At 39.0% G+C, this 19,824-nt stretch carries 19 protein-coding genes; 14 read left to right on the top strand and 5 right to left on the bottom strand.

What is annotated here, in order from left to right; genetic code table 11:
* The first annotated feature begins 15 nt into the window (after positions 1 to 15).
* Entirely contained in the window at positions 16 to 348 is a 333-nt protein-coding gene (locus tag AC3RCI_RS23760) for a DUF3024 domain-containing protein (RefSeq protein WP_492526687.1), read from the top strand.
* A 340-nt stretch (positions 349 to 688) separates the two neighbouring features.
* The gene (locus AC3RCI_RS23755; RefSeq protein ID WP_492526685.1) at positions 689 to 1,492 is read left to right on the top strand and encodes an undecaprenyl-diphosphate phosphatase; all 804 of its coding nucleotides are present in this window, start codon (positions 689 to 691) and stop codon (positions 1,490 to 1,492) included.
* 292 nt (positions 1,493 to 1,784) lie between these two features.
* Here AC3RCI_RS23755 and AC3RCI_RS23750 read toward each other — a convergent pair whose 3' ends face one another.
* On the bottom strand, positions 1,785 to 2,672 hold the full coding sequence (locus AC3RCI_RS23750) for an NmrA family NAD(P)-binding protein (RefSeq protein ID WP_336782914.1): 888 nt from the start codon (positions 2,670 to 2,672) through the stop codon (positions 1,785 to 1,787).
* Between the two features lie 231 nt (positions 2,673 to 2,903).
* Between AC3RCI_RS23750 and AC3RCI_RS23745 the strand changes: the two genes are divergently transcribed.
* Entirely contained in the window at positions 2,904 to 3,545 is a 642-nt protein-coding gene (locus AC3RCI_RS23745) for a TetR family transcriptional regulator (protein WP_154896354.1), read from the top strand.
* Positions 3,546 to 3,940: 395 nt separating this feature from the next.
* Positions 3,941 to 4,468: a tunicamycin resistance protein gene (locus tag AC3RCI_RS23740; protein ID WP_336783131.1), complete on the top strand. Its 528-nt coding sequence runs from the start codon at positions 3,941 to 3,943 to the stop codon at positions 4,466 to 4,468.
* Between the two features lie 524 nt (positions 4,469 to 4,992).
* On the opposite strand, the gene AC3RCI_RS23735 is transcribed toward AC3RCI_RS23740, so the two are convergent.
* Together AC3RCI_RS23735 and AC3RCI_RS23730 are read right to left on the bottom strand one after the other, a co-directional pair.
* Positions 4,993 to 6,210 carry an MFS transporter gene (locus AC3RCI_RS23735; RefSeq protein WP_492526684.1) on the bottom strand — a complete coding sequence of 406 codons (1,218 nt, stop codon included), beginning with the start codon at positions 6,208 to 6,210 and terminating at the stop codon, positions 4,993 to 4,995.
* 525 nt (positions 6,211 to 6,735) lie between these two features.
* Entirely contained in the window at positions 6,736 to 7,329 is a 594-nt protein-coding gene (locus AC3RCI_RS23730) for a TetR/AcrR family transcriptional regulator (protein WP_110821555.1), read from the bottom strand.
* A 177-nt stretch (positions 7,330 to 7,506) separates the two neighbouring features.
* On the opposite strand from AC3RCI_RS23730, the gene AC3RCI_RS23725 reads away from it, so the two are divergent.
* From AC3RCI_RS23725 to AC3RCI_RS23680, 10 genes are all read left to right on the top strand, one after another.
* Positions 7,507 to 8,658, top strand: a complete 1,152-nt coding sequence (locus tag AC3RCI_RS23725) for an FAD-dependent oxidoreductase (protein ID WP_492526682.1) — start codon at positions 7,507 to 7,509, stop codon at positions 8,656 to 8,658.
* Positions 8,659 to 9,087: 429 nt separating this feature from the next.
* Positions 9,088 to 10,131 carry an MFS transporter gene (locus AC3RCI_RS23720; protein WP_492526680.1) on the top strand — a complete coding sequence of 348 codons (1,044 nt, stop codon included), beginning with the start codon at positions 9,088 to 9,090 and terminating at the stop codon, positions 10,129 to 10,131.
* A 442-nt stretch (positions 10,132 to 10,573) separates the two neighbouring features.
* A complete protein-coding gene (locus AC3RCI_RS23715) occupies positions 10,574 to 11,200 on the top strand; it encodes a TetR/AcrR family transcriptional regulator (protein WP_336782904.1) in 627 nt (208 codons plus the stop codon).
* 25 nt (positions 11,201 to 11,225) lie between these two features.
* The gene (pssA, locus tag AC3RCI_RS23710) at positions 11,226 to 11,786 is read left to right on the top strand and encodes a CDP-diacylglycerol--serine O-phosphatidyltransferase (protein WP_336782902.1); all 561 of its coding nucleotides are present in this window, start codon (positions 11,226 to 11,228) and stop codon (positions 11,784 to 11,786) included.
* 27 nt (positions 11,787 to 11,813) lie between these two features.
* Entirely contained in the window at positions 11,814 to 12,299 is a 486-nt protein-coding gene (locus AC3RCI_RS23705) for a DedA family protein (RefSeq protein ID WP_095360884.1), read from the top strand.
* A 232-nt stretch (positions 12,300 to 12,531) separates the two neighbouring features.
* A complete protein-coding gene (locus tag AC3RCI_RS23700; protein WP_336782900.1) occupies positions 12,532 to 13,542 on the top strand; it encodes an AI-2E family transporter in 1,011 nt (336 codons plus the stop codon).
* 34 nt (positions 13,543 to 13,576) lie between these two features.
* Entirely contained in the window at positions 13,577 to 14,734 is a 1,158-nt protein-coding gene (locus AC3RCI_RS23695; RefSeq protein WP_336782898.1) for a DUF418 domain-containing protein, read from the top strand.
* A 1,109-nt stretch (positions 14,735 to 15,843) separates the two neighbouring features.
* Positions 15,844 to 16,785, top strand: a complete 942-nt coding sequence (locus AC3RCI_RS23690) for a sensor histidine kinase (RefSeq protein WP_261780115.1) — start codon at positions 15,844 to 15,846, stop codon at positions 16,783 to 16,785.
* The gene (locus tag AC3RCI_RS23685; RefSeq protein WP_492526678.1) at positions 16,772 to 17,416 is read left to right on the top strand and encodes a response regulator; all 645 of its coding nucleotides are present in this window, start codon (positions 16,772 to 16,774) and stop codon (positions 17,414 to 17,416) included. The genes AC3RCI_RS23690 and AC3RCI_RS23685 overlap by 14 nt, the downstream gene beginning before the upstream one ends.
* 153 nt (positions 17,417 to 17,569) lie before the next feature.
* Entirely contained in the window at positions 17,570 to 18,448 is an 879-nt protein-coding gene (locus tag AC3RCI_RS23680; RefSeq protein WP_336782893.1) for a CPBP family intramembrane glutamic endopeptidase, read from the top strand.
* Positions 18,449 to 18,680: 232 nt separating this feature from the next.
* Here the strand turns inward: AC3RCI_RS23680 and AC3RCI_RS23675 are convergent, their stop codons facing one another.
* Positions 18,681 to 18,983 (bottom strand): cation:proton antiporter, encoded by a 303-nt coding sequence (locus AC3RCI_RS23675; RefSeq protein WP_336782891.1) that lies wholly within the window; start codon positions 18,981 to 18,983, stop codon positions 18,681 to 18,683.
* A gap of 164 nt (positions 18,984 to 19,147) precedes the next feature.
* Positions 19,148 to 19,756 carry a TetR/AcrR family transcriptional regulator gene (locus AC3RCI_RS23670; RefSeq protein WP_336782889.1) on the bottom strand — a complete coding sequence of 203 codons (609 nt, stop codon included), beginning with the start codon at positions 19,754 to 19,756 and terminating at the stop codon, positions 19,148 to 19,150.
* Positions 19,757 to 19,824 lie beyond the last annotated feature (68 nt).

Here is a 19,824-nt window from a genome sequence, read left to right as displayed (position 1 = left end):
AGGCTGTGAACTGATATGCTTGACTCGTTTACCATTCGAAGAATTCAGTCACTCATGAATGGGTACATCCACGACAAGGTGCCTGCACCTCTCCGCACGATGGTGAAGCTGACCTATGTGATGAATAACGACGAGCTCATTCTTACGGAGGAAAGGCCAGCGGGTGAAAGGTATCAATGGGATGTGCTGCCGATCGCCCGGTTTCATTGGGAAGGTAAACAATGGAAGGTATACGCCCAGGATGAATATAGCAGCTGGAATGCTGTAGACGTTATTGAGCCTTGTCCCGACTTTGAGGATTTGCTCGAACAAGTTGAACGGGATGAGACGGGCATATTCTGGCGCTGAGTCCAACCAATGCAGAGCTGAAATAACCTGTCTCTGGTTCTACGAAGTGACTCTGGATTGATGATGGAGAAGCAGGCTCTATTATAGATGTAGTAATAGGAAAGGCGCCGTGCAGAAGCATCGGCGTCTTTTGCTTGGGTATTGCATAAATAAAGTGATATGTGCCTTGGCAGGATAGTTGAACAAGATTCATCAATATGATCTGTATATCCATTAAATGATGTGACGATAATGTCACACTGAAATGAATATTGTTATGCTAATCGATGGGAATATATAGTCATTCACCCTTATACTTGAACTTGCTAAGCGAGTTTATTTCGTAAAGGGGATATCTTCTATGACTGATCCAATAAAAGCAATCATACTTGGGATAATAGAAGGGTTAACTGAATTCTTACCAGTTTCGTCTACTGGACATCTTATTTTAGCAGGCAATCTACTTGACTTTGAGGGAGACGCAGCAATAACCTTTAAAATTGTTATACAGCTGGGTGCGGTGATGGCAGTTCTAATTCTTTATTGGAAAAGGTATATGGAGATTGGGACAAACTTAATTAAAATGGATTTTTCAGCAAGTAAAGGATTAAACGTAATACATATGATTTTGGCTATGTTACCAGCATTAATCGTATATCTTCTACTAAAGGACACTATAAAAAGTCAATTATTCGGCCCTACACCTGTCTTATTTGGTTTAATTGCTGGTGGTTTGTTAATGATCATCGCAGCACGGAGTAAGAGAACTACCAGGGTTGACACAATGGATAGGATTAGTTACAAACAGGCTTTTGGGATTGGCTTATTCCAATGTCTGGCCTTGTGGCCGGGTTTTTCGAGATCAGGTTCGACGATTTCAGGTGGCCTTTTGCTCGGTACTAGCCAAAAAGCTGCAGCAGATTTTACATTCATTATTTCTGTACCTGTTATGTTTGGTGCTACCTTGTTGGACTTATACGATAGCATCGATCTACTTCATTTAGACGATATGTATCTGATGTTAATTGGATTTATGACATCCTTCCTTGTGGCTATGATTGCGGTAGTAACGTTTATTAGATTGATCAAGCGACTTCGATTGGAGTGGTTTGCTCTATATCGTTTTGTATTAGCAGTTCTTTTCTATTTAATTGTCATACTGTAACTTTAAACTTCAATCTAACGGGCAGGTTATTTTAAAGTCATTCGATATGAACCTTATCCCAGGTAAGGGTTTTTTGTGCACATTTATCAATAAAGAACAGAGCTCGCTATCACTTCAGCGAGCTCTGTTCTTTATATGTCAAAACCAAGTCAGAGTAAAACCTTATTCGAGGTCTGAGATTAGAACAGGATGAACAGGCTGCCATCTCAAGATTCTCCGGGTCAAGTTATCGAAAGAAAAATAGCGCACTTAGGCGCATTCTCATTTGCAGGTTAACAGTATTCTGGACTGTTTAAACAGATTTATTATATACGTCTGCAAAAACCTTCGCAAAGTCTCCGACCTTGACTTTACCAAGGTGATAGTCAGTTGCACGAAGGCTGGCGTAGAACTCGTCGGCGTTCTCACAGGCGCGGTTCATTTGGGCAAAGCCGTTGGCAGTGTTTTCGTGGAAGCCGATTTTTTTCATATTCTCAGCAAGAGCCTCAACGGGGATTTGTTGGTATTTGGCTTCGATACCTTTCTCAGCAAGGGCGTTGAGCCAGTCGTTGCCTGTGGCCCAGTCACTAACTATGAACTTCGCGCTTTTACCCGCTGGGGTGTGAGAAATCATGGCGTAAACGACGTCTGCAATATCAACGGGGCTGACCCAGCCTTGTGGGATATCAACTGAAATTGGGCTGAAGATGGTTTGCTGGGTTTTGAGGCTTTGCATGTCGGCAAAAAGATTGCTGTAAAAGCCGACAGGCCGGATGTGGACAACGTTCACGCTTTCAAGCGAGTTTAGCGCGTCTTCTGCAAAATGATAGCTGTAGAGAATACCGGCGTTTGGGTTGTCGGCGCCGACTGAGCTGAGGTTGACGACATTTTTTACACCTGATTTTAGCACAGCGGCCTTATAATTTTCAGCAAGATTAATAGCGGTCTGCCACATGTCGGTGCCAGAGGCATAATTGATGCCCGAAATCATGAGGTAAACAACGTCACTACCTGCGAAGGCCTGCGCGAGGAATTCGACGTCGAGGTTTGAGCCGACTGCTGGTTTGGCACCGAGCGATTCGATGTCGGCGATACGATCTTTGGAGCTTGTGATGACGGTGACATCGTGGCCGTCTGCGATTAGGGATGGCAGGTAGTTGCGGTTGATATTGCCCAGTGAGCCGAGAACTGTGATTTTCATTGTGTATTCTCCTTTTAAAATAATGTGATCTCGAGAAATGTATATCGCTTTGGAGACCGTTATCCCTTTCTCGATTGGCTATTCATTACAAGAGAGATTATACAACGATAAATTTACTAAGTAAACTAATTTAATTAAATTAGTTAACTTAATAATTTTATTAAATATTGTTTATTGATACAGCCATTTTGGTATAATATGATTTGATGAGCATTAGAGGAGGCTTCAATCGTGAGAAAACCCGTGAGCGCAGATCAATATCTAAATAAAATCAAACCTGTAATTAGAAGAACCAGATTCAGCCAACTAAAAATTGACGATATCGCAAAACATATGGATATTAGTAAAGTGACGCTTTATAAGCACTTTTCATCCAAAGATGAAATCATCGAACAGGTTGTAGAGTATGGAATTCAGTATTTGCAGCAGGCTGACACCGTTGTATATGATGATTCCGTTTCATATATTGATCGATTTCAAAATACGTTTCTAGAATCGTTAATAGGTGTTATTTATTTATCCGATTTGTTCCTGCAAGACCTCAAGGAGTTTTATCCACGACTTTTTGAAAAAATTTCCGTTGCTCAACAAAATAGAATTAAAAATTTACAATCTTTTTTTCAATCCGGTATGGATAAGAAGATTTTTAACAGAATGCACGCTGAGCTGTCCTTGGTTCAAGATGATGCGACGCTTCGGCGCATTATGGAACCGACCTTTAGTATTCAATGGTATGATCTGACCTTGAAACAAGCCGTTATGGAGTTTTATAGAATGAAACAGTATCAAGTGATTAGTCCTGAATATCTGGATACTGTAGACGATTCGGTTATCGAAAAAGAAATCATTCGCATTTTACAAACCATTTCGTAAACGCGTTCGTTTCCTACAACTTGTTCTCATTGATGCTATCGTCCCGTTATCGGAGTAACCGTTTTAAAATTTGTAACTTATAACCCAAAGGCTATCTGGGTAGATGACCATTAAACTTAGCGGTTAGGGACAGTACGGTGAACCGTATCACAGTAAGTCATTATGCTAACGTAGAAACGATAGATAAATAAAAGCAGGTGATCGTAATGATCAGCTGCTTTTATTTATTTATTTATTTATTTATTTATTTATTTAACGAGCAGTTTAACGTGGAAATGACCAGATTAACATGTAAAGATGATGCATAAAAATTGCACTATTTTGGACAAAAACCAATGAAGTACAATGATGTTCTAGGAAGGCTATATTACCAGAGGAGTGATTACGTGATTATCATGATTAATGGGGCGTTTGGTTCTGGTAAGACCTCCACAGCTCATATGCTTCAACCCTTAATTGCCAATAGTATGATATTTGATCCTGAAAATATTGGACTTATGACTTGGAAAATTGTACCTGAAGAAGTGAGGCATACCCACGAACAAACTGATGACTTCCAGGACATTGAGCTTTGGAAAACCTTGACTGTAAATGTGGCGGGGGAGGTAAAGAGGAAGTATCAAAAACACTTAATTGTGCCTATGACCCTATATAAAGAAGAGAACTTCAATTACATTTACAATGGATTTAAAGAATTGGATGAAGAACTGTATCATTTTTGTTTGATAGCTTCAGAGGACACCATTTATAACAGATTAGTCAAGCGCGGTGACAAGGTAGGGGGATGGTCGTTCCAACGGACAGCTACTTGTGTCGAAGCTTTTAGGAGGGAAATTTATCAAGAGCATTTAATTACGGATCACTTAAAAACAACTGAAATTGTAGACCTTATTTTAAAGAGATTAAACAACAATTATGGATGAACTTCGTCAAAGTGAATGACTCGGCAGGCTGATGGTCATCCTTTCCTCCCTTGGTCTGCCCGAGATTTATTCTACAGCGTCTACAAAGTCAAAAACTGGGGATCTTATTCAACAAACGGACAGGTTAGTTGAATAAATGAAAGCAATTGATCAACAAACGTTGATTGCTTCGAAAGTGTATCTTCAATGAACTAGACATAATTAGACATATCCATTACTTGATTTAACCAAGTCATATTAGGGCTTTAAAAAGCATAATCAGACAAATCTATGCTCTACTACCCGGGTAACGACGGAGATAACTCTATAGGCAAGTCATTTAACCAGTGTTATCGGTGGATCTCATTCTAAACTACTTACTATAGTTGAACGATAATTCAATAAAAATAACGAAGCAGCCGATCAACGTATTATGGGAACTGCACCTCCATTTCTGAGTCTTGTCTTTAAAATGGGGTGCTGTTACGTGATCAGCTGCTTTTGTTCTGTTTCACAAATGGGCAGTAGAGTGTAGTTATTATATTTTAATTATGATGCTTGTCATTCACATTCATATAATCTGTTCTTAAACGTAAAGTGAAAACTACACATGAGAGGGTTAGGACAGATGCAATAAAATATGCACCGAATAATTCAATTTGATTTACAATAATACCAGACAAAGTACTTCCTAACAACATTCCCCCCATCAAAAGTGGTAGTACGATTCCATTCGTTCTTCCGATGTAGTCTTCCTTAATTTCTTTAATCATCATCGCACTAAAAACGACCTGGAAAAAAGCTGTTGCCACCCCTGACAGTACCCTTGCTATAACGGTTAATGTCGGCCAAGTTGATAATACCTCGATCAATGTTATCATTGACCAAATGATCATTGTAACTGTTAATACCGCACGCCTGTACCTTATTATTTTTGATGAAATTGCCGCAGCTAAGATACCTCCAAAGAGCATTCCTACTCCTTCTGAAGCAGCAAACCATTGAACACTTTCCTTAGGTAAACCTAATCTCTCCATTGTTACAAAGACATCGAGAGGTTGTGTTATACCCATTGCAATTCCACTTACCGCAAACATGATAGCAATGAGTTTTAGATTTACATGGCCAAGAACATACTTAAACCCACTTTTTATATCAGTTATTGCAGTGTTCTTTTCTTGACTTTTCTCCCTATTCGACGAAGGTAAGAATAATTGAATTGCTGCAGCTAAAGCAAAGATAATGAATAGAGCAATAACAGCAGATCTAATCCCCAACTGAGTGTATACAAATGTTCCGAAGACTGGACCAAATATGGTGAACAAAGCCAATAAACTTTGGTTTATTCCAACAGCCGTTCCAACGTCTTCAGAAGGAATATGTCTCTTTAGAAGGACGGACGAAGAAGGCTGGGAAAATTGACTCACGATAGCTGAAATGACTGTTGCGGCAAACACTGCTTGCCATATACCCAGAGATATTAATAGTAAAATCAATAACATAGATAAAGCACTTAAAGAATCACCAAATATCACCGTTCTTTTTGGTTCCCATCTGTCAGCAAAAGTACCACCTATTAATGAGAAAATGAAAATTGGTAAATACTCTAAAGCTGTAAGCAAAGAAACAGCTGTCGGATTGTTATTGGATTGATCCATTATATAAAAGAGCAAGGACATGTTACGGATCCAGATACCTGCTTGCTGTAATAAATCAGCGATCAACACAATTTTAAAAACTCTATTCCTTAAAAGTGAAGTCACAAAAATCACTGCTCCTTATAATCGTTTCTCAATTGGTTATTATTGGCTCATTTTTCTTTTTCATATTTTTTATATGATTTATATCGCTCAAAGTAAGATTTGGATGACAATTAAATAGGACAGGTCCATTTTGTGACTCAACATTCCTTCCAAAACAATCGGATATTCGTCCGATTAAGTGCGAAAAAAATTTGTTTCTCAAAGTATAACTTTATTCGGACGATCGGTCAAATAATTATGTGTATCCTGATAATCAAGCTCCTTGCCAAACAAGATCGGATACCGCATTCATCTTTTTTGTGCAGTATCTATTGAAGAATTCGAAGATAAGTCTCCAAACATTAAGTAGCTCGCTTCATTTGGCCTTCTTAGTAAATAGGGAAAAAGACCAAGAATCAGGATCTTGCTCTCAGGGGAGACAAGATCCTGATTCTTGGTCTTTCAGCAAAGGGGACAAGACGAATGTAGATCAATACTTCATGTAACAGCTTGAGAATATGTTGGGGAGGCTTCAATAACATTTATTTATTCTTTCAGCCCAGGTAAGATTAAATCAATGGCTAGCTTGTATAAATTTTTCTGTTCCTGACTTGAATGGTAGCCAAACAATTCTACATTTGCTAATGATGTGATAAAATTATATAAAAGTACCGATACATCATCAATATGCAAATCTCCCTTGAATTCCCCATGATTTATACCTTCCTCTAAAATTCGGCTAACAATCTGAAATTCGGGTTCATACAGTTTAAGTACAGCGTCATAATTGTTTTTATTTGTTGAAACGAAATATTCTTGAATGGTATTCATAATCGGCTTTTGCAGCATAATACTATTTAAGTTCGCCCAAATATATAACTTTTTCTCAGCGGAACGCTCAGTTTTCGATGTAATGTCCCAATTTCGAATAAATTCGTTAGATACTTGTTGAATACAGTAAAGATACAGTTCCTCTTTATTTTTAAAATGGTAATAAATTGTCCCTTTACTTAAGTTTGTTTCATTTTTTATATCGGCCATAGATGTAACACTATAGCCTTTTTGTTCAAATATTTTCGTTGCTACATCCACAATGAATTGTTTCGTATCCTCACTATTCACACCTGTTGGTCTGCTCATAATTCCTCCAGTGTTTTTATTCTATTGTAGCTTAAAAGAATCAACTATGCGACATGTTAATTGACTGATCGTCCGAATAAATTTATAATGATTGCATAGGATGAAACAGATCCTTATTTTTTTAGTATTATTCGGACGATAATTCGAATAAATATTTCTGAAAGGGGTGGTTTTGAAATGACTAAGAAAATAATTATTATTGGTGGGGGAATAGCTGGATTAGCGATGGCGCTATTCTTGAAAAGGGCTAATATCGAGAGTGTAGTTTATGAACAAGCGACGAAGTATGGTAATGCAGGTGGAAACTTTGTGATTCATCCAAGTGGGGTTCAAGTTTTGGAGGAATTAGGGTTAGGCGAAGTATTAAAGGCCAATAGTCATCAGATGACTGACATTAAAGTAATGGATAAAGAAGGTAACTCTATATTTGAAGACATGGAAATGGATGGGGAAAAGGAGGAGATGCCTCATTTAATCAACATTGCCCGTTTCCATTTAATTGATATCCTTTATCAGAAATCTATTGAACAAGGAATAGAAATTAATTTTGGAAAAAGACTAAAATCATTCACTGAGGGTGATGATCATATTCAGGTTTTCTTTGAGGATGGAACAGAAGCTAAAGGTACATTACTTGTTGGAGCGGACGGAGTACGTTCTAAAACAAGGTCCATTTTATTCCCGTTCCCTAACTATCCACTAAAGTATGCTGGCAAATGGGGAGTGTACGGCTTAGTTGGCCTTGACAAGCTTAACGAGCATAGAGAGTTTTTTGATTCCGAAACTTCGCTAATTTATTTTCACGAAAATTTCAATTTATTTATATCCAAACACCATCCGACAGATAATGAAATTTCATGGTCAATGATTGTTAACGAGGAAAAAAAGGTCTCTAAGAAACACTTTGAAGAAAAGCCAATAGAAGCCTTTAGATCAGACTTGGCCAATCAGTTCTCAGACTGGGAAGCTCCAATTAAACAATTAATTGAAAACACGGATAACTTCATACCTAAGCAGTTGTTTAAAATTGATCTAATGAAGCATTACTCATACGGCAGAGTTGTACTAATTGGCGATGCACTTCATACGGCAGATCCGAATGCAGGAATGGGTACTACCCTAGGATTAGAAGACGCACTTTATTTGTCTAAGTTGCTTAGAGATCATGATTATGATGACGCATTTCATTATTATGAAACCGATCGTAAGGATAGAGCGGCAAAAGTATTTCATAGTGCTTCAATATTAGATAATCTCACTTTGGAGAATACTGAAGATTTTGCGTTCTTTGGAGAAGGACTAAGCGTCAATTGGGATAAAAGTGAATAAGTGTATTTAAGGAAATGTCATAGAAGTAACATGATAGATTTTTTTTTTTTGCAAAATATCGGACGATCGTCCAAATAAATTAAAGGTATAGCTCAATTAAGAATCTAACAGTCGAGCGTATGCTCGGCTGCAAGGTTCTTTGAAATAAGAGGTATAGTTCGTTGTTTGGTTTAAGAGAGAGTCTGAGCTTCATGTTAATTTATAACGAACGTTCAGTATACAGATGTTAGCTTTACGCACTGACATTATGATCATAAGTTTGGTTATTCGAGTGGAGAGATGATAAATGAATCTTTTGTTTAGAAACAAGGGAGCCTTAGCTTTACTCATGGTTAATATATTTCTTGCTATGGCTGCTTATGGGTTAGTTGTTCCTGTAATGCCAACTCTAATGCGGAACCTGGGGCTAACGGGGGCAAGTGTGGGTATTTGACGGCGGCTTATGCAGTCACACAATTATTATTTTCACCATGGGGCGGAAGACTTGGTGACACCATTGGCAGAAAAAAAATAATCATAATTGGATTAGCCCTGCTGGCTGTTTCGGAAGCTATTTTTGGATTTTCCTCTTCCGTATACATGCTATTTCTGTCCAGACTGCTTGGCGGTGTAGGAGTTGCCTTCATTTTTCCAGGGGTTATGGCATTTACAGCAGATATAACCACGGAGAATGAACGTGCCAAAGGGATTGGATATATATCGGCAGCGATGTCGACTGGTTTCATTATCGGTCCGGGCTTAGGCGGTTTTTTAGCAGAGTACGGCGTTAGAGTTCCTTTTTATGTTGCTGCAGCTCTGGTCGGATTTGTTGCTCTCCTGTCGGTGATCGTCTTACCGGAATCAATGAAAAAAGCTGATCTTATTGAAAATCGGTTGCCTTTGGAGAAAGAAGGGCTCATCCGCCAAATATGGCAGAGTCGAAAAGCATCATACTTTGTAACATTAGTCGTACTACTTGTACTTGGGTTCGGTCTTTCGAACTTTGAAACTGTTTTTGGACTGTATTTGGATGCCAAGCATCAATTCGGCCCTAATGATATCGCATTTGTTCTGACAATCGGCGCTATTGTGGGTGTTGTTATTCAAATTGGTTTGTTAGATTTGCTTGTAAAAAGATTGGGTGAGATGAAGGTCATGTATCTAAGCCTTGCAATTGGTGGGGCCTCGATATTCGTTATATTATTCGTTCATTCCTATTGGGCAATTACCATTGTTACTATCTTTATCTTTGCTTCTTTTGATTTGATTAGACCTGCTGCCAGCAGCCTACTGTCAAAAGCTGCAGGAGAAAGACAAGGGTATGTGGCGGGATTGAATTCAACATTCACCAGTCTCGGAACAATTATTGGCTCAGTGGCAGCTGGAATCTTATACGATGTATCATTGTCGCTGCCCTACATAGCTGCGGGTGCTACATTTCTCATTTGTCTAGCTGGGTTGAGACTTCGACAAGGATTAAAGCAATCCGCGTAAGTTGGCAGCAGTTCATCCATTTGATGGAGGTTAGCAGAAATGTAAAACGAATTTCTCTAACAAGCAAGTCCTTTAAGACTTATCTTCCGGAAAAAGCCTTCCCGCGGCCCCAAGCTAGGCTTAATTTAGTCGATGCGGCAAGTTGATATGGCTGACAGAGAAGGACTCAATTCCATCACTATAGCTTCCGTAGCCGCATCGTTTGGTTTACCGATATGTCCCTGTATCGGTGTATACCGAGCAAACAGGCATTGATGTGATCGCCCGTTGCCTGACTAATGTAACAGGTGGCGGGAGGGATGCTGAAATTCGTTCATTTTTACGTGGATATTCTCAAGAAGCATCCCTAGTGTTTCAAAATTACATCTCCAATGGCTTAGGTTACTAAAAGAGTAAAAATATCATCTTGCGGAGTACGGATTTAATTTGGGGGAAATTTCATATGAACAAAAAGCATATACAGAGCGAACAAACAAAAAGGGGAATTCTGTTAGCCGCTGGACAATTGTTCAGAGAAAAAGGTTACTCAGCAACTTCAATTGAAGATATAGTAGCCATTACGGGGAAAAGTAAAGGCAATATTTATTATCATTTTGGAAGCAAAGAGGCTTTATTCCTTTACTTGCTCGAAGATTGGGAAAAGGAATGGAGAAGCTCTTGGTTGGAGAAGGAACCGCTTCTTTCAACGTTTTCAGAAAAAATCGATGGATTATTTCAGACGATGGCAAATGATATGTATCATCCACTAACCAATGTGATGGATGAATTTTTAAGCAAGGAATGGAACAATACAAAGATCCAAGCGAGTGTGACTAACTATGTCGAAGGCCATATCGCCTTTATTCGTGACATCATTGAAGTCGCTATGTTAGATGGTGAAATAGCTGTTGACGATAGTAAATCATTAGCCACTATCTTAGAGGCCATGATACAGGGGCTAGGTCTTATGGCTTCTCGTATGAATGGCAATGAAATGAAGATTCTTTATCGTAAAGCGGCACAGGTGTTTCTACAAGGCGTGTTAAATCCAAAACCCTATTTATCATGGTATTACAACCAAACAAAATAATTATGCTGTTTAAGGTGGGCAAACAATGTATAAAGAACGATCGGTATCTGTTAACAAAAGAAGAAAGGATCTCATCAAATGGATACCATCAATTCTTACACTTGGGAACCTGAGCTGTGGTATCTTCGCAATCTTGATGTTGTCGTGGGATAGTGAAGCTGCGGTACTACTAATCATCATAGGGATGATATTTGATTTACTGGATGGGTTTGCTGCTCGTAAGCTGCATGCACAAAGTTTATTTGGACAAGAGCTTGACTCGTTGTGTGACATGGTGACGTTTGGTGTTGCTCCAGCATTACTAATCTACGTAGAAAAACTTTATCATCTCAACATGATAGGTGTGTTACTTGTAGCTTTATTTATCATATGTGGTGCAATTCGTTTAGCGCGCTTTAATATACAGGCAGATCAGATGAATGACTTCCTTGGGGTCCCTATTACGATTGCTGGAGGATTCTTGGCTGTATTTAGTCTTTTGGCCTCACAATTAAAAATGAGTTTTACCGTAATTGTTATCATTTTACTAAGTGTTCTTATGGTTAGTCGAGTACGTTTTCCAAGTTTGAAGAAGTGGTTGAAATGATGAGAATTTAGAAAGAAGGAACACTTTATGGAATGGGTTACAGAGGTAATTGGACAGTATGGTTATGGGGCTATCTATATACTCTTGGCAATAGGGATTGTCGGTCTTCCGATCCCAGACGAAATCATGATGGTGACCATAGGATATCTTTCTTCAATACATGTATTAAGCTATCCACTTTCTGTGCTGTTTGGCTTTTTAGGGACAGTCACCGGAATGACGGTGAGTTATTGGATTGGTCGAAGATTTGGGAAACCGCTCTTACTTCGGTTTGGAAAATATCTGTTTCTCACACCGAATAAATTGGAGAAAGTGGAAAGGTTATTCGAAAGGTATGCGCAGTGGACAATTATTTTTGGATACTACATCCCCGGCGTACGTCATTTAACATGCTATGTCTCAGGAATCAGCGGGATTAATTTCAGGAAGTATTTCATTATTTCAAGCATTGGTGCTTTGATATGGTGTCTAATCTTTGTAACAATCGGATACGGAGTTGGGGGAGTAATATGAATCGAGGATCGGCCATTACTGACTACCGAGCTTTATGTATTAGATCCACCATTCGTTATGGAATTGATCAACAAGGACAAGCTGATTGAGACACAATCTTTTTTACGAAACTATGGACAAGTTTAAATAATCTTATTTAGATGGTTCGTAATTAGAAAGAGTTAAGGTGACGCATCCAAGAAAAATCAAATCTATGGCATCAATCTCAATTCTAAGTATAAGGACGGTTAACATGGATTTTATTAAAAGATTCTTCTCGGATATAAACACTCGACGATTCATAGTTTTAGTATTGATTGGATTACTGCTGTATTTCATTAAAGGAATGCTTAATGTAGTACTTCTCACATTCTTGATAGCTTTTATTATGAATAGCATTCAAATACAGCTTCATAAAAGAATCAGTAAGTTTGTGACAGTTAATAGTAAAGTAATAGTTATTTTACTGTATCTCATACTTATTGCTCTTATTATTGCTTCGCTCGTGAATTATCTCCCTAAAATTTATGAACAAATGATGCAATTAACTACTTTCTTGACGAACTTAAGCCCTGATGATCTACCACAGAACAAAATTACCCTCTATTTGTTTGATACCATCAATAGTTTAAATTATCAAAGTTACCTTAAGAATGGCATTGACTACGTTTTGAAGATAAGTAACTGGGGCTCAAGCTTCATTTTATCAATCATATTAAGTTTTATCTTCATACTTGAAAAAAACCGTATTGTCACTTTTACTTCTAAGTTGGAGAGCAGTAAAATAGCTTGGTTTTATATTGAAGTCAAAAACCTTGGGAAAAAGTTTGTATCTTCTTTTGGGAAAGTAATTGAAGCGCAAATTCTGATCGCTTTGCTAAACACCACATTTTCGGTATTAGGTCTGCTGTTACTGGGCTATCCTTATTTGTTTGCTCTCTCCATTATGATCTTCTTGCTTAGCTTAATTCCCGTTGTCGGCTTTGTGATATCGCTTGTTCCACTGTGCATAATAGGTTACACGATCGGTGGAATAGACATGGTTTTCTATGTACTGATTATGATTTTTGTATTGCATTTTGTTGAAGGGTACTTTTTGAACCCTAAACTAATGGCCTCAAAAATGGACCTGCCCATGTTTTATACTCTCGTGGTGTTATTGTTCTCAGAACATTACATCGGCGTATGGGGATTAATTGTGGGAATCCCTATATTTATTTTCTTTTTAGATATTTTAGAGGTTAATCGGAAAACTGAAACGTAGAAATTCATCCTGCGATTAGAGGTGATAAATCATTATGTCCAACACGTCAACAATAGAAACAACGAATAACTCAAAACGCGCTGTTTCATTAGATCTTGCTCGAGGCGCTATGCTTCTGCTCATTGCTCTTGCTCATGCCCCACTGTATTTGTATAACAGTAAACCTGGTATTATGTTTAAGGTTGAAGCTGTTACTTGGTTTGATCACGTAGTGAATGTTCTGGGTTTACTAGCGATTGATAACCGTGCCAGAGCTATGTTTGCTGTACTATTTGGGTATGGTCTAATTTTAATTTATAACAGTCAAATCAAAAAGGGAAAAAGGGAAGAAGATGCCGTAAAGACAATTCGACGACGTTCTTGGTACTTAATTGGTTTTGGAATGGCCCTAACAATCTTTATTGGGGGCCAAGATATATTGATGGCCTACGGGATAGCGGGACTCATTTTAAGTAGGTTAGTAAGGCGGGAGAACAAAACCTTAATCCGTAATTTTGTATTAATTACATTGTTTTATGTTTTGTTAATTCCTATTCTATGGGGAGCTATAGGCGGGAATGGATTTCAACCGGGTTTTTCAGCAAATGACACCTATCTTGATGTAGCAATTTCTAATTTAATTGTATTCCCTATTTATCCGTTGTTAATTCATGTATTGTTTCCTATCTTGCCTTCTGTTTTGCTTGGAATGTGGATGGCTAGGTATCAATTATTGACCAGACCTGAACAGCATTTAAAAAAACTCCTCTATATTTCTATTATAGGCTTAGCAGTCTCATTGGTAGGAGCGTTGCCTGTATCTCTAATTGGTGACATATGGAATCCAGAAACGCATACAGTAGGCTTTTTAAGCGGATTGCATATTCTAACCGGAATCGCCGGAGGTGCAGCTTATGCAGCGATCTTCGGTATCATAGGTGCCAAAATGGCTAAGGTAGGAATAATCACACGGTCTCTTATGGCTGTAGGGAAGCGTTCGCTGACATTCTTTGTGTGGAATGAAGCTTTGCTAGTTTTATATCTATCACCAGTCGCATTTGATTTAGGGGGACGCGTGAGTAATGGTGTGGCAGCTCTGATTGCAGTAGGTATTTGGATCAGTTCAGTTTTATTGGCAACAATCTTAGAAATAAACAAAATAAATGGACCGTTAGAACGACTTTTACAACGATTAGTTTACAAGAATAGTTAACTTTTTAGGACAACTCAGACGATATCTACAATAACTGTGGTTTAAGGGGTTTCTATGTGTTCCTCTTGTCTAAAATCAGGCAAAAGAGATTAATTCCAATACTATGGGTTGTCGCGAATTTTATCGATGCCTAATTACGCAAACGTAGAAACGTTAGCTCAACAAAACTGAGAAAGCAGCTGATCAATATGATCGGCTGCTTTTGTTCAACTAACGGGCAGGATAGCTCATTAAAAGCCCATGCTGCGATGCGCATTTTTCCTAGCTTACCAGTGGCATTCGCCTGGGGAACTATCGCGTACTTTTTTTACCTTCCTTCGGACAAACATCTATTTCGTGTTTTTGGGCGAGTATATTATATGGATCATATGTTCAAGAGTGCTTTTAACCTCAGGCCAGTCGTTATCTGTAATGCTATAAAAGACATTATCATGATATCCACCTTGATTGTCCCGCCCCTTCTCTAGTTGCTCCAATCCGTTCTATCGCTCGTTGTGACCTAGTCTTTTGACCGCTGATGGAAAATTGCACTCGGACTAGCTCTAATCGTTCGAAGCAATAATTTAACAATAAAAACTTACATTCGGTATTTACACCTATACGCTAGTAAGTTGGTGTAAGCTATGTCCAACCGATTTCCGCATTTTGATTGATCATATCGATATCTCCGATTCTTGTGGTTCCGACGATTAAGACTAAGGAGATCGACGGTGGAGTTTACGGTTATGTGCTGCAGATGGCAGTAGGTCTATCGTTGGTTTTATCCTCACTTATCTTCGGGGAAAAAATTGCGCACCAAGGGTTCCAAATTAGATAGTGATACACTAAATTCACAGGTACTGATGTTTTTATGAAAAATAGTGTAGGATGATGACATGAGGAAGATATTATCTTTTATGGATTGGGGTATTTTTGCTCTTCGTTTGTACCATTACATTTTGCTGTCATCACGACTGTTTACAGAAAGTGATCTGTCGAACACAACATGGTTAAACGTCAGTTGGCTAATGGCAGCGCTTTTCGTTCCACTGATATTCTGGTTTCCTCAACGAAGGATGAATAAGGTCTGGTTTTGTATCGCAGAGCTATTACTGGGAGGTTCTTATTATGTGAACTCTGTCATCCATCCGGAATTGACTTCTAAAGCAGACTATCTGCTGCCGAGTCTAACAATGGGGTACTTATTGATTAAGAAGACATTCTGGGTCATTCCCGCAATTCTATTCATTCCTTTTATCTTCCAGTCTTATTTAAAGTTACCTTGGGAACAAGCCTTTAGTAGCGGGACAGATAATGTATTATTCTGCTTCATCGGCATATGGGCCAGTTTCGTGGCCAAAGCGTATTACCAAAAAAATGAACTTGTAGTCGAAGTAGAGCAGCAAAATAAGCTGTTAACCCACTACGCTGCTGAAATTGAGAAAATGACTCTGCTTGAAGAACGCAATCGTATGTCCAAGGAACTTCATGATACCCTGGGGCATTCCTTTATCTCAATCATTATGAGTCTTGATGCTTCCATCGCTCTTATGGATCGTAAGCCTGCCGAGGTCAAGGAACGGTTAATTCGCTTAAGAGCACTGGCTGAACAAAATCTGGATGAAATGAGAAGTATTGTTCATGAGATTGGAGGAGAAGAGGAGTCCAATCTTGTACGGCAGATTGAGGCACATGTGGCCAATTTTCGGGAACATACAGGAATTCTCCTGACGTTAAATGTACTAGGAACAGAGCAACACACGCATTTTGAAGTACGACAGGCGATTCTGCGAGTCATCCAGGAGTCTATTACGAACGCACTAAAACATGGAAAAGCGTCTCAACTGGATATGGAGCTTCAATTTTCCGAATTCGTTCTGCACCTGTTTATTCGAAATAATGGGAAACCGATTGATAAATTGGAATATGGCTTCGGGTTGACTACGATGAAACATCGAGTTGAGCGGCTGGGGGGCAGCCTGTTTGTATCATCAGAGGTAGGAGATGAAACGATCACCGAAGTCAGATGTGAAATCCCCCTGAAAGGAGTGGGGCTACATGGGGAAAATTAAAGTATTACTTGCCGATGATCAGGAATTAATTCTGGAGAGCCTACATATCGTACTGTCCATGGAAGATGATATAGAAATCGTTGGATTAGCTAAAAATGGGGAAGAAGCAGTCCAATGCTGTCATCAGTTTCAGCCCGATATGGTACTGATGGATATTAATATGCCAGTCATGAATGGTGTTGACGCAACAGCTCTGATCAAAGAGCGAATGCCTATCATCAAAGTGATGATGCTGACCTCCTATCAGGAAGTCGAATATGTCATGGCGGCATTAAGCAATGGAGCAGAAGGATATCTTCTCAAGGCCATCCACCCCAAGGATCTAGCTGCAGGCATACGGGTGGTTCATGCGGGAGGGACGTTAATTTCGCAGGAGATGGCGAGTAAAATGATCAAAAGTATGAATCCGGGATCCACTATTAAACATAATGAATACGGGCTAAGTAGCCGTGAAATTGAAATATTGCAAAAGCTGGCTTCAGGCATGCGTAATCAAGAAATTGCAGAGGCTTTGTTTCTTAGTGAAGGAACCGTTAAGAATTATATTTCAACGATTTACTCAAAACTTAATGTTAAGGGAAGACAAGAGGCAGCCCGTAAAGCCAGAGAGTCGGGAATCATGAATTACTAAGACGACATCCTAAAGCCGGTAATTTTTAAAGTTACCGGCTTTTTAGGCGTTTAATCATATGACTTTATCATGACCAAAGTGCACTATCACTTTATGACTTTTTCAGCCTATACTCATAACTATCATCAAGCTATAAAGGAGCTGACTCAAGACATGGAGAAAAGATCTGCACACAAAGAACATTCGCAGATGGATGAGAAATTAAGTAAATGGAGTTTGTTTTGGCGCTTTCCAATCATCTGGATGATTGTGGGAGCTATCAGCATAATTGTTGTGGATGCGTCCATCCGGCCGCTAGCAGAGCAAGTACCGGACGTGCTTTCTCTGCTGTTGACATTAATATTGGGCTTTCTGGCCATCATGGTCTATACGCTTACCATGAAATATTTAGCCCGTCGGTCCATTCCTGAGTTATCCAGAAAGGGCGCAGGGGTTGAAGCTGTTATGGGAGCACTAACCGGGGTTGTTTTTATTGCTTTATCTACTATTATTATTGTTTTATTGGGAGGTTACTCTTTTCAATGGGTGAATAATGTGGATACGGTTACAGTTCTAATCGCTTCTATTGAAGCAGCTTTAGGCGCAGCCATTGTCGAAGAACTTATCTTTCGTGGACTAATGTTTCAAGCCATGAATAAATTGCTGGGAAACTGGGCCGCACTCGCTGTGACTTCTCTATTCTTTGGAATAGCCCATCTTGGGAATACAGGAGCAACATTATGGAGCGCGTTCGCCATAACCTTAGAAGCAGGTGTTCTGCTTGGAGCCGCGTTTATGTGGCGATGGAACCTGTGGTTTGCCATGGGACTGCACTTTTCCTGGAATGCACTTGAAGGTTTGCTTGGGATCCCTGTTTCTGGACACAGTTCAGACGGTCTGTTTATTGTGAAAGTGACCGGTCCTTCACTTCTCACTGGAGGTGACTTTGGACTTGAGGGGTCTGTAGTTCCGGTTATCATCAGCCTTCTGATTACTATTCCCATGCTGTATGGCGCTGTTCGCAATCGCAATCTGCCAACGAATTTTACATGAGCCATATACAGAATTCTATAAGAACTGTACCGAATTGCTCGAGTTTATTAAGCTAACGGGCAGATTAGTTCAAAGTTGACATTGGAAATTTTAAGTTCGTTGAATAAGAAATGCCACCTCGTTACCTCCAAGGTGGGATATCTTAGACTAACGAAAACAATCTGTTTTATAAGGAAAAAGAGGCTCCGGTTTCAGCGTGCGCCTCTTTTTTCGGTTTTGCTAAAAAATGCATTTAGCAACTGAGGGGCAAATAAGGTCTTAGAATAACAAGGATAACAACAGAGGTGAAATATTCACTTGCAAGTAATACGGACATCCCCATCAAGTCGGCAAAATCAGCGAACGCGAAGCAAACGACAAGAGCCATTGTAATTACAGGCTCTATCACATTGATTCGTTCAAGCAGTTTCATAAATCTTGGTACAACGAACCAGCCAGCTACAGCAATCACAACGAAGAAAATAATCTTCTTACCGATTAATAAGCCAAGCGATACATCGCTACCACTTCCTAAAAAACTCATCATCACAGCCAACAAGATTACGACTATAACATAATCGACAACAGCAGCCCCAGGAATCGTAGTGCTTTCTCAGGAGTTAAGTCGATTGAGATCTTTCAATATCTGTACTGAAATACTTACTGATGTTGCACTGTTTGCTTGTCACTAAGAAATCGAAGAAAAGAAATGTTCATCATTTACACTTGTTTTAACAATATTGGCATCATTATTTTATCAACGATTCGCTCTACATAATGAATAGTAACAGATTGATTCCTATAGTTGTTTCTATACATAACTAAGGCAGGGCCAATATCTGTAATGATCTCTAAATCGTCGTGAGTAATATGATGTTTCTCTATATAGGGTTTGAGAATCGACTCGATACCGTTTCTGTAACGCCTGTAAAAAGCATCACGCATACCTTCCTCTAATTGTTTATTAACAGCATTACAAATCGCATTCATCGCTTTCTGATACTTTTCATTTTCTTGCATAAATAGTAGAGAAAGCAGGTCAATCAACTGTCCTCGCACATCTTGGTTTTTATTCAACTTCTCTAACGATGTCTCGAAAGGACTCATCATAGTGGAAGCTTCAATAACAAGTTCCATTTTAGAAGACCAACGTCTATAAATGGTCCCTTTCCCCACTTTTGCTTTAATAGCAACCGCATCTATTGTTAATGCGTCATATCCATATTCCGCTAATAAATCTAACGTTGTTTCCAGTATTACTTTATTACGTGACAAATCTAGAGGACGTCCTCTTTTTCCGTCGGTTTGCTGATGTTTTTCATCTGACATTAAACCTTGGCCACCCTTCCTAATAGGTAGACTTCTTTGTCTCATATGTAATTATACCATTTTATTAA

It is taken from the genome of Paenibacillus sp. MT124 (assembly GCF_058792755.1).
This window is presented reverse-complemented; position numbering and strand designations above follow the sequence as displayed.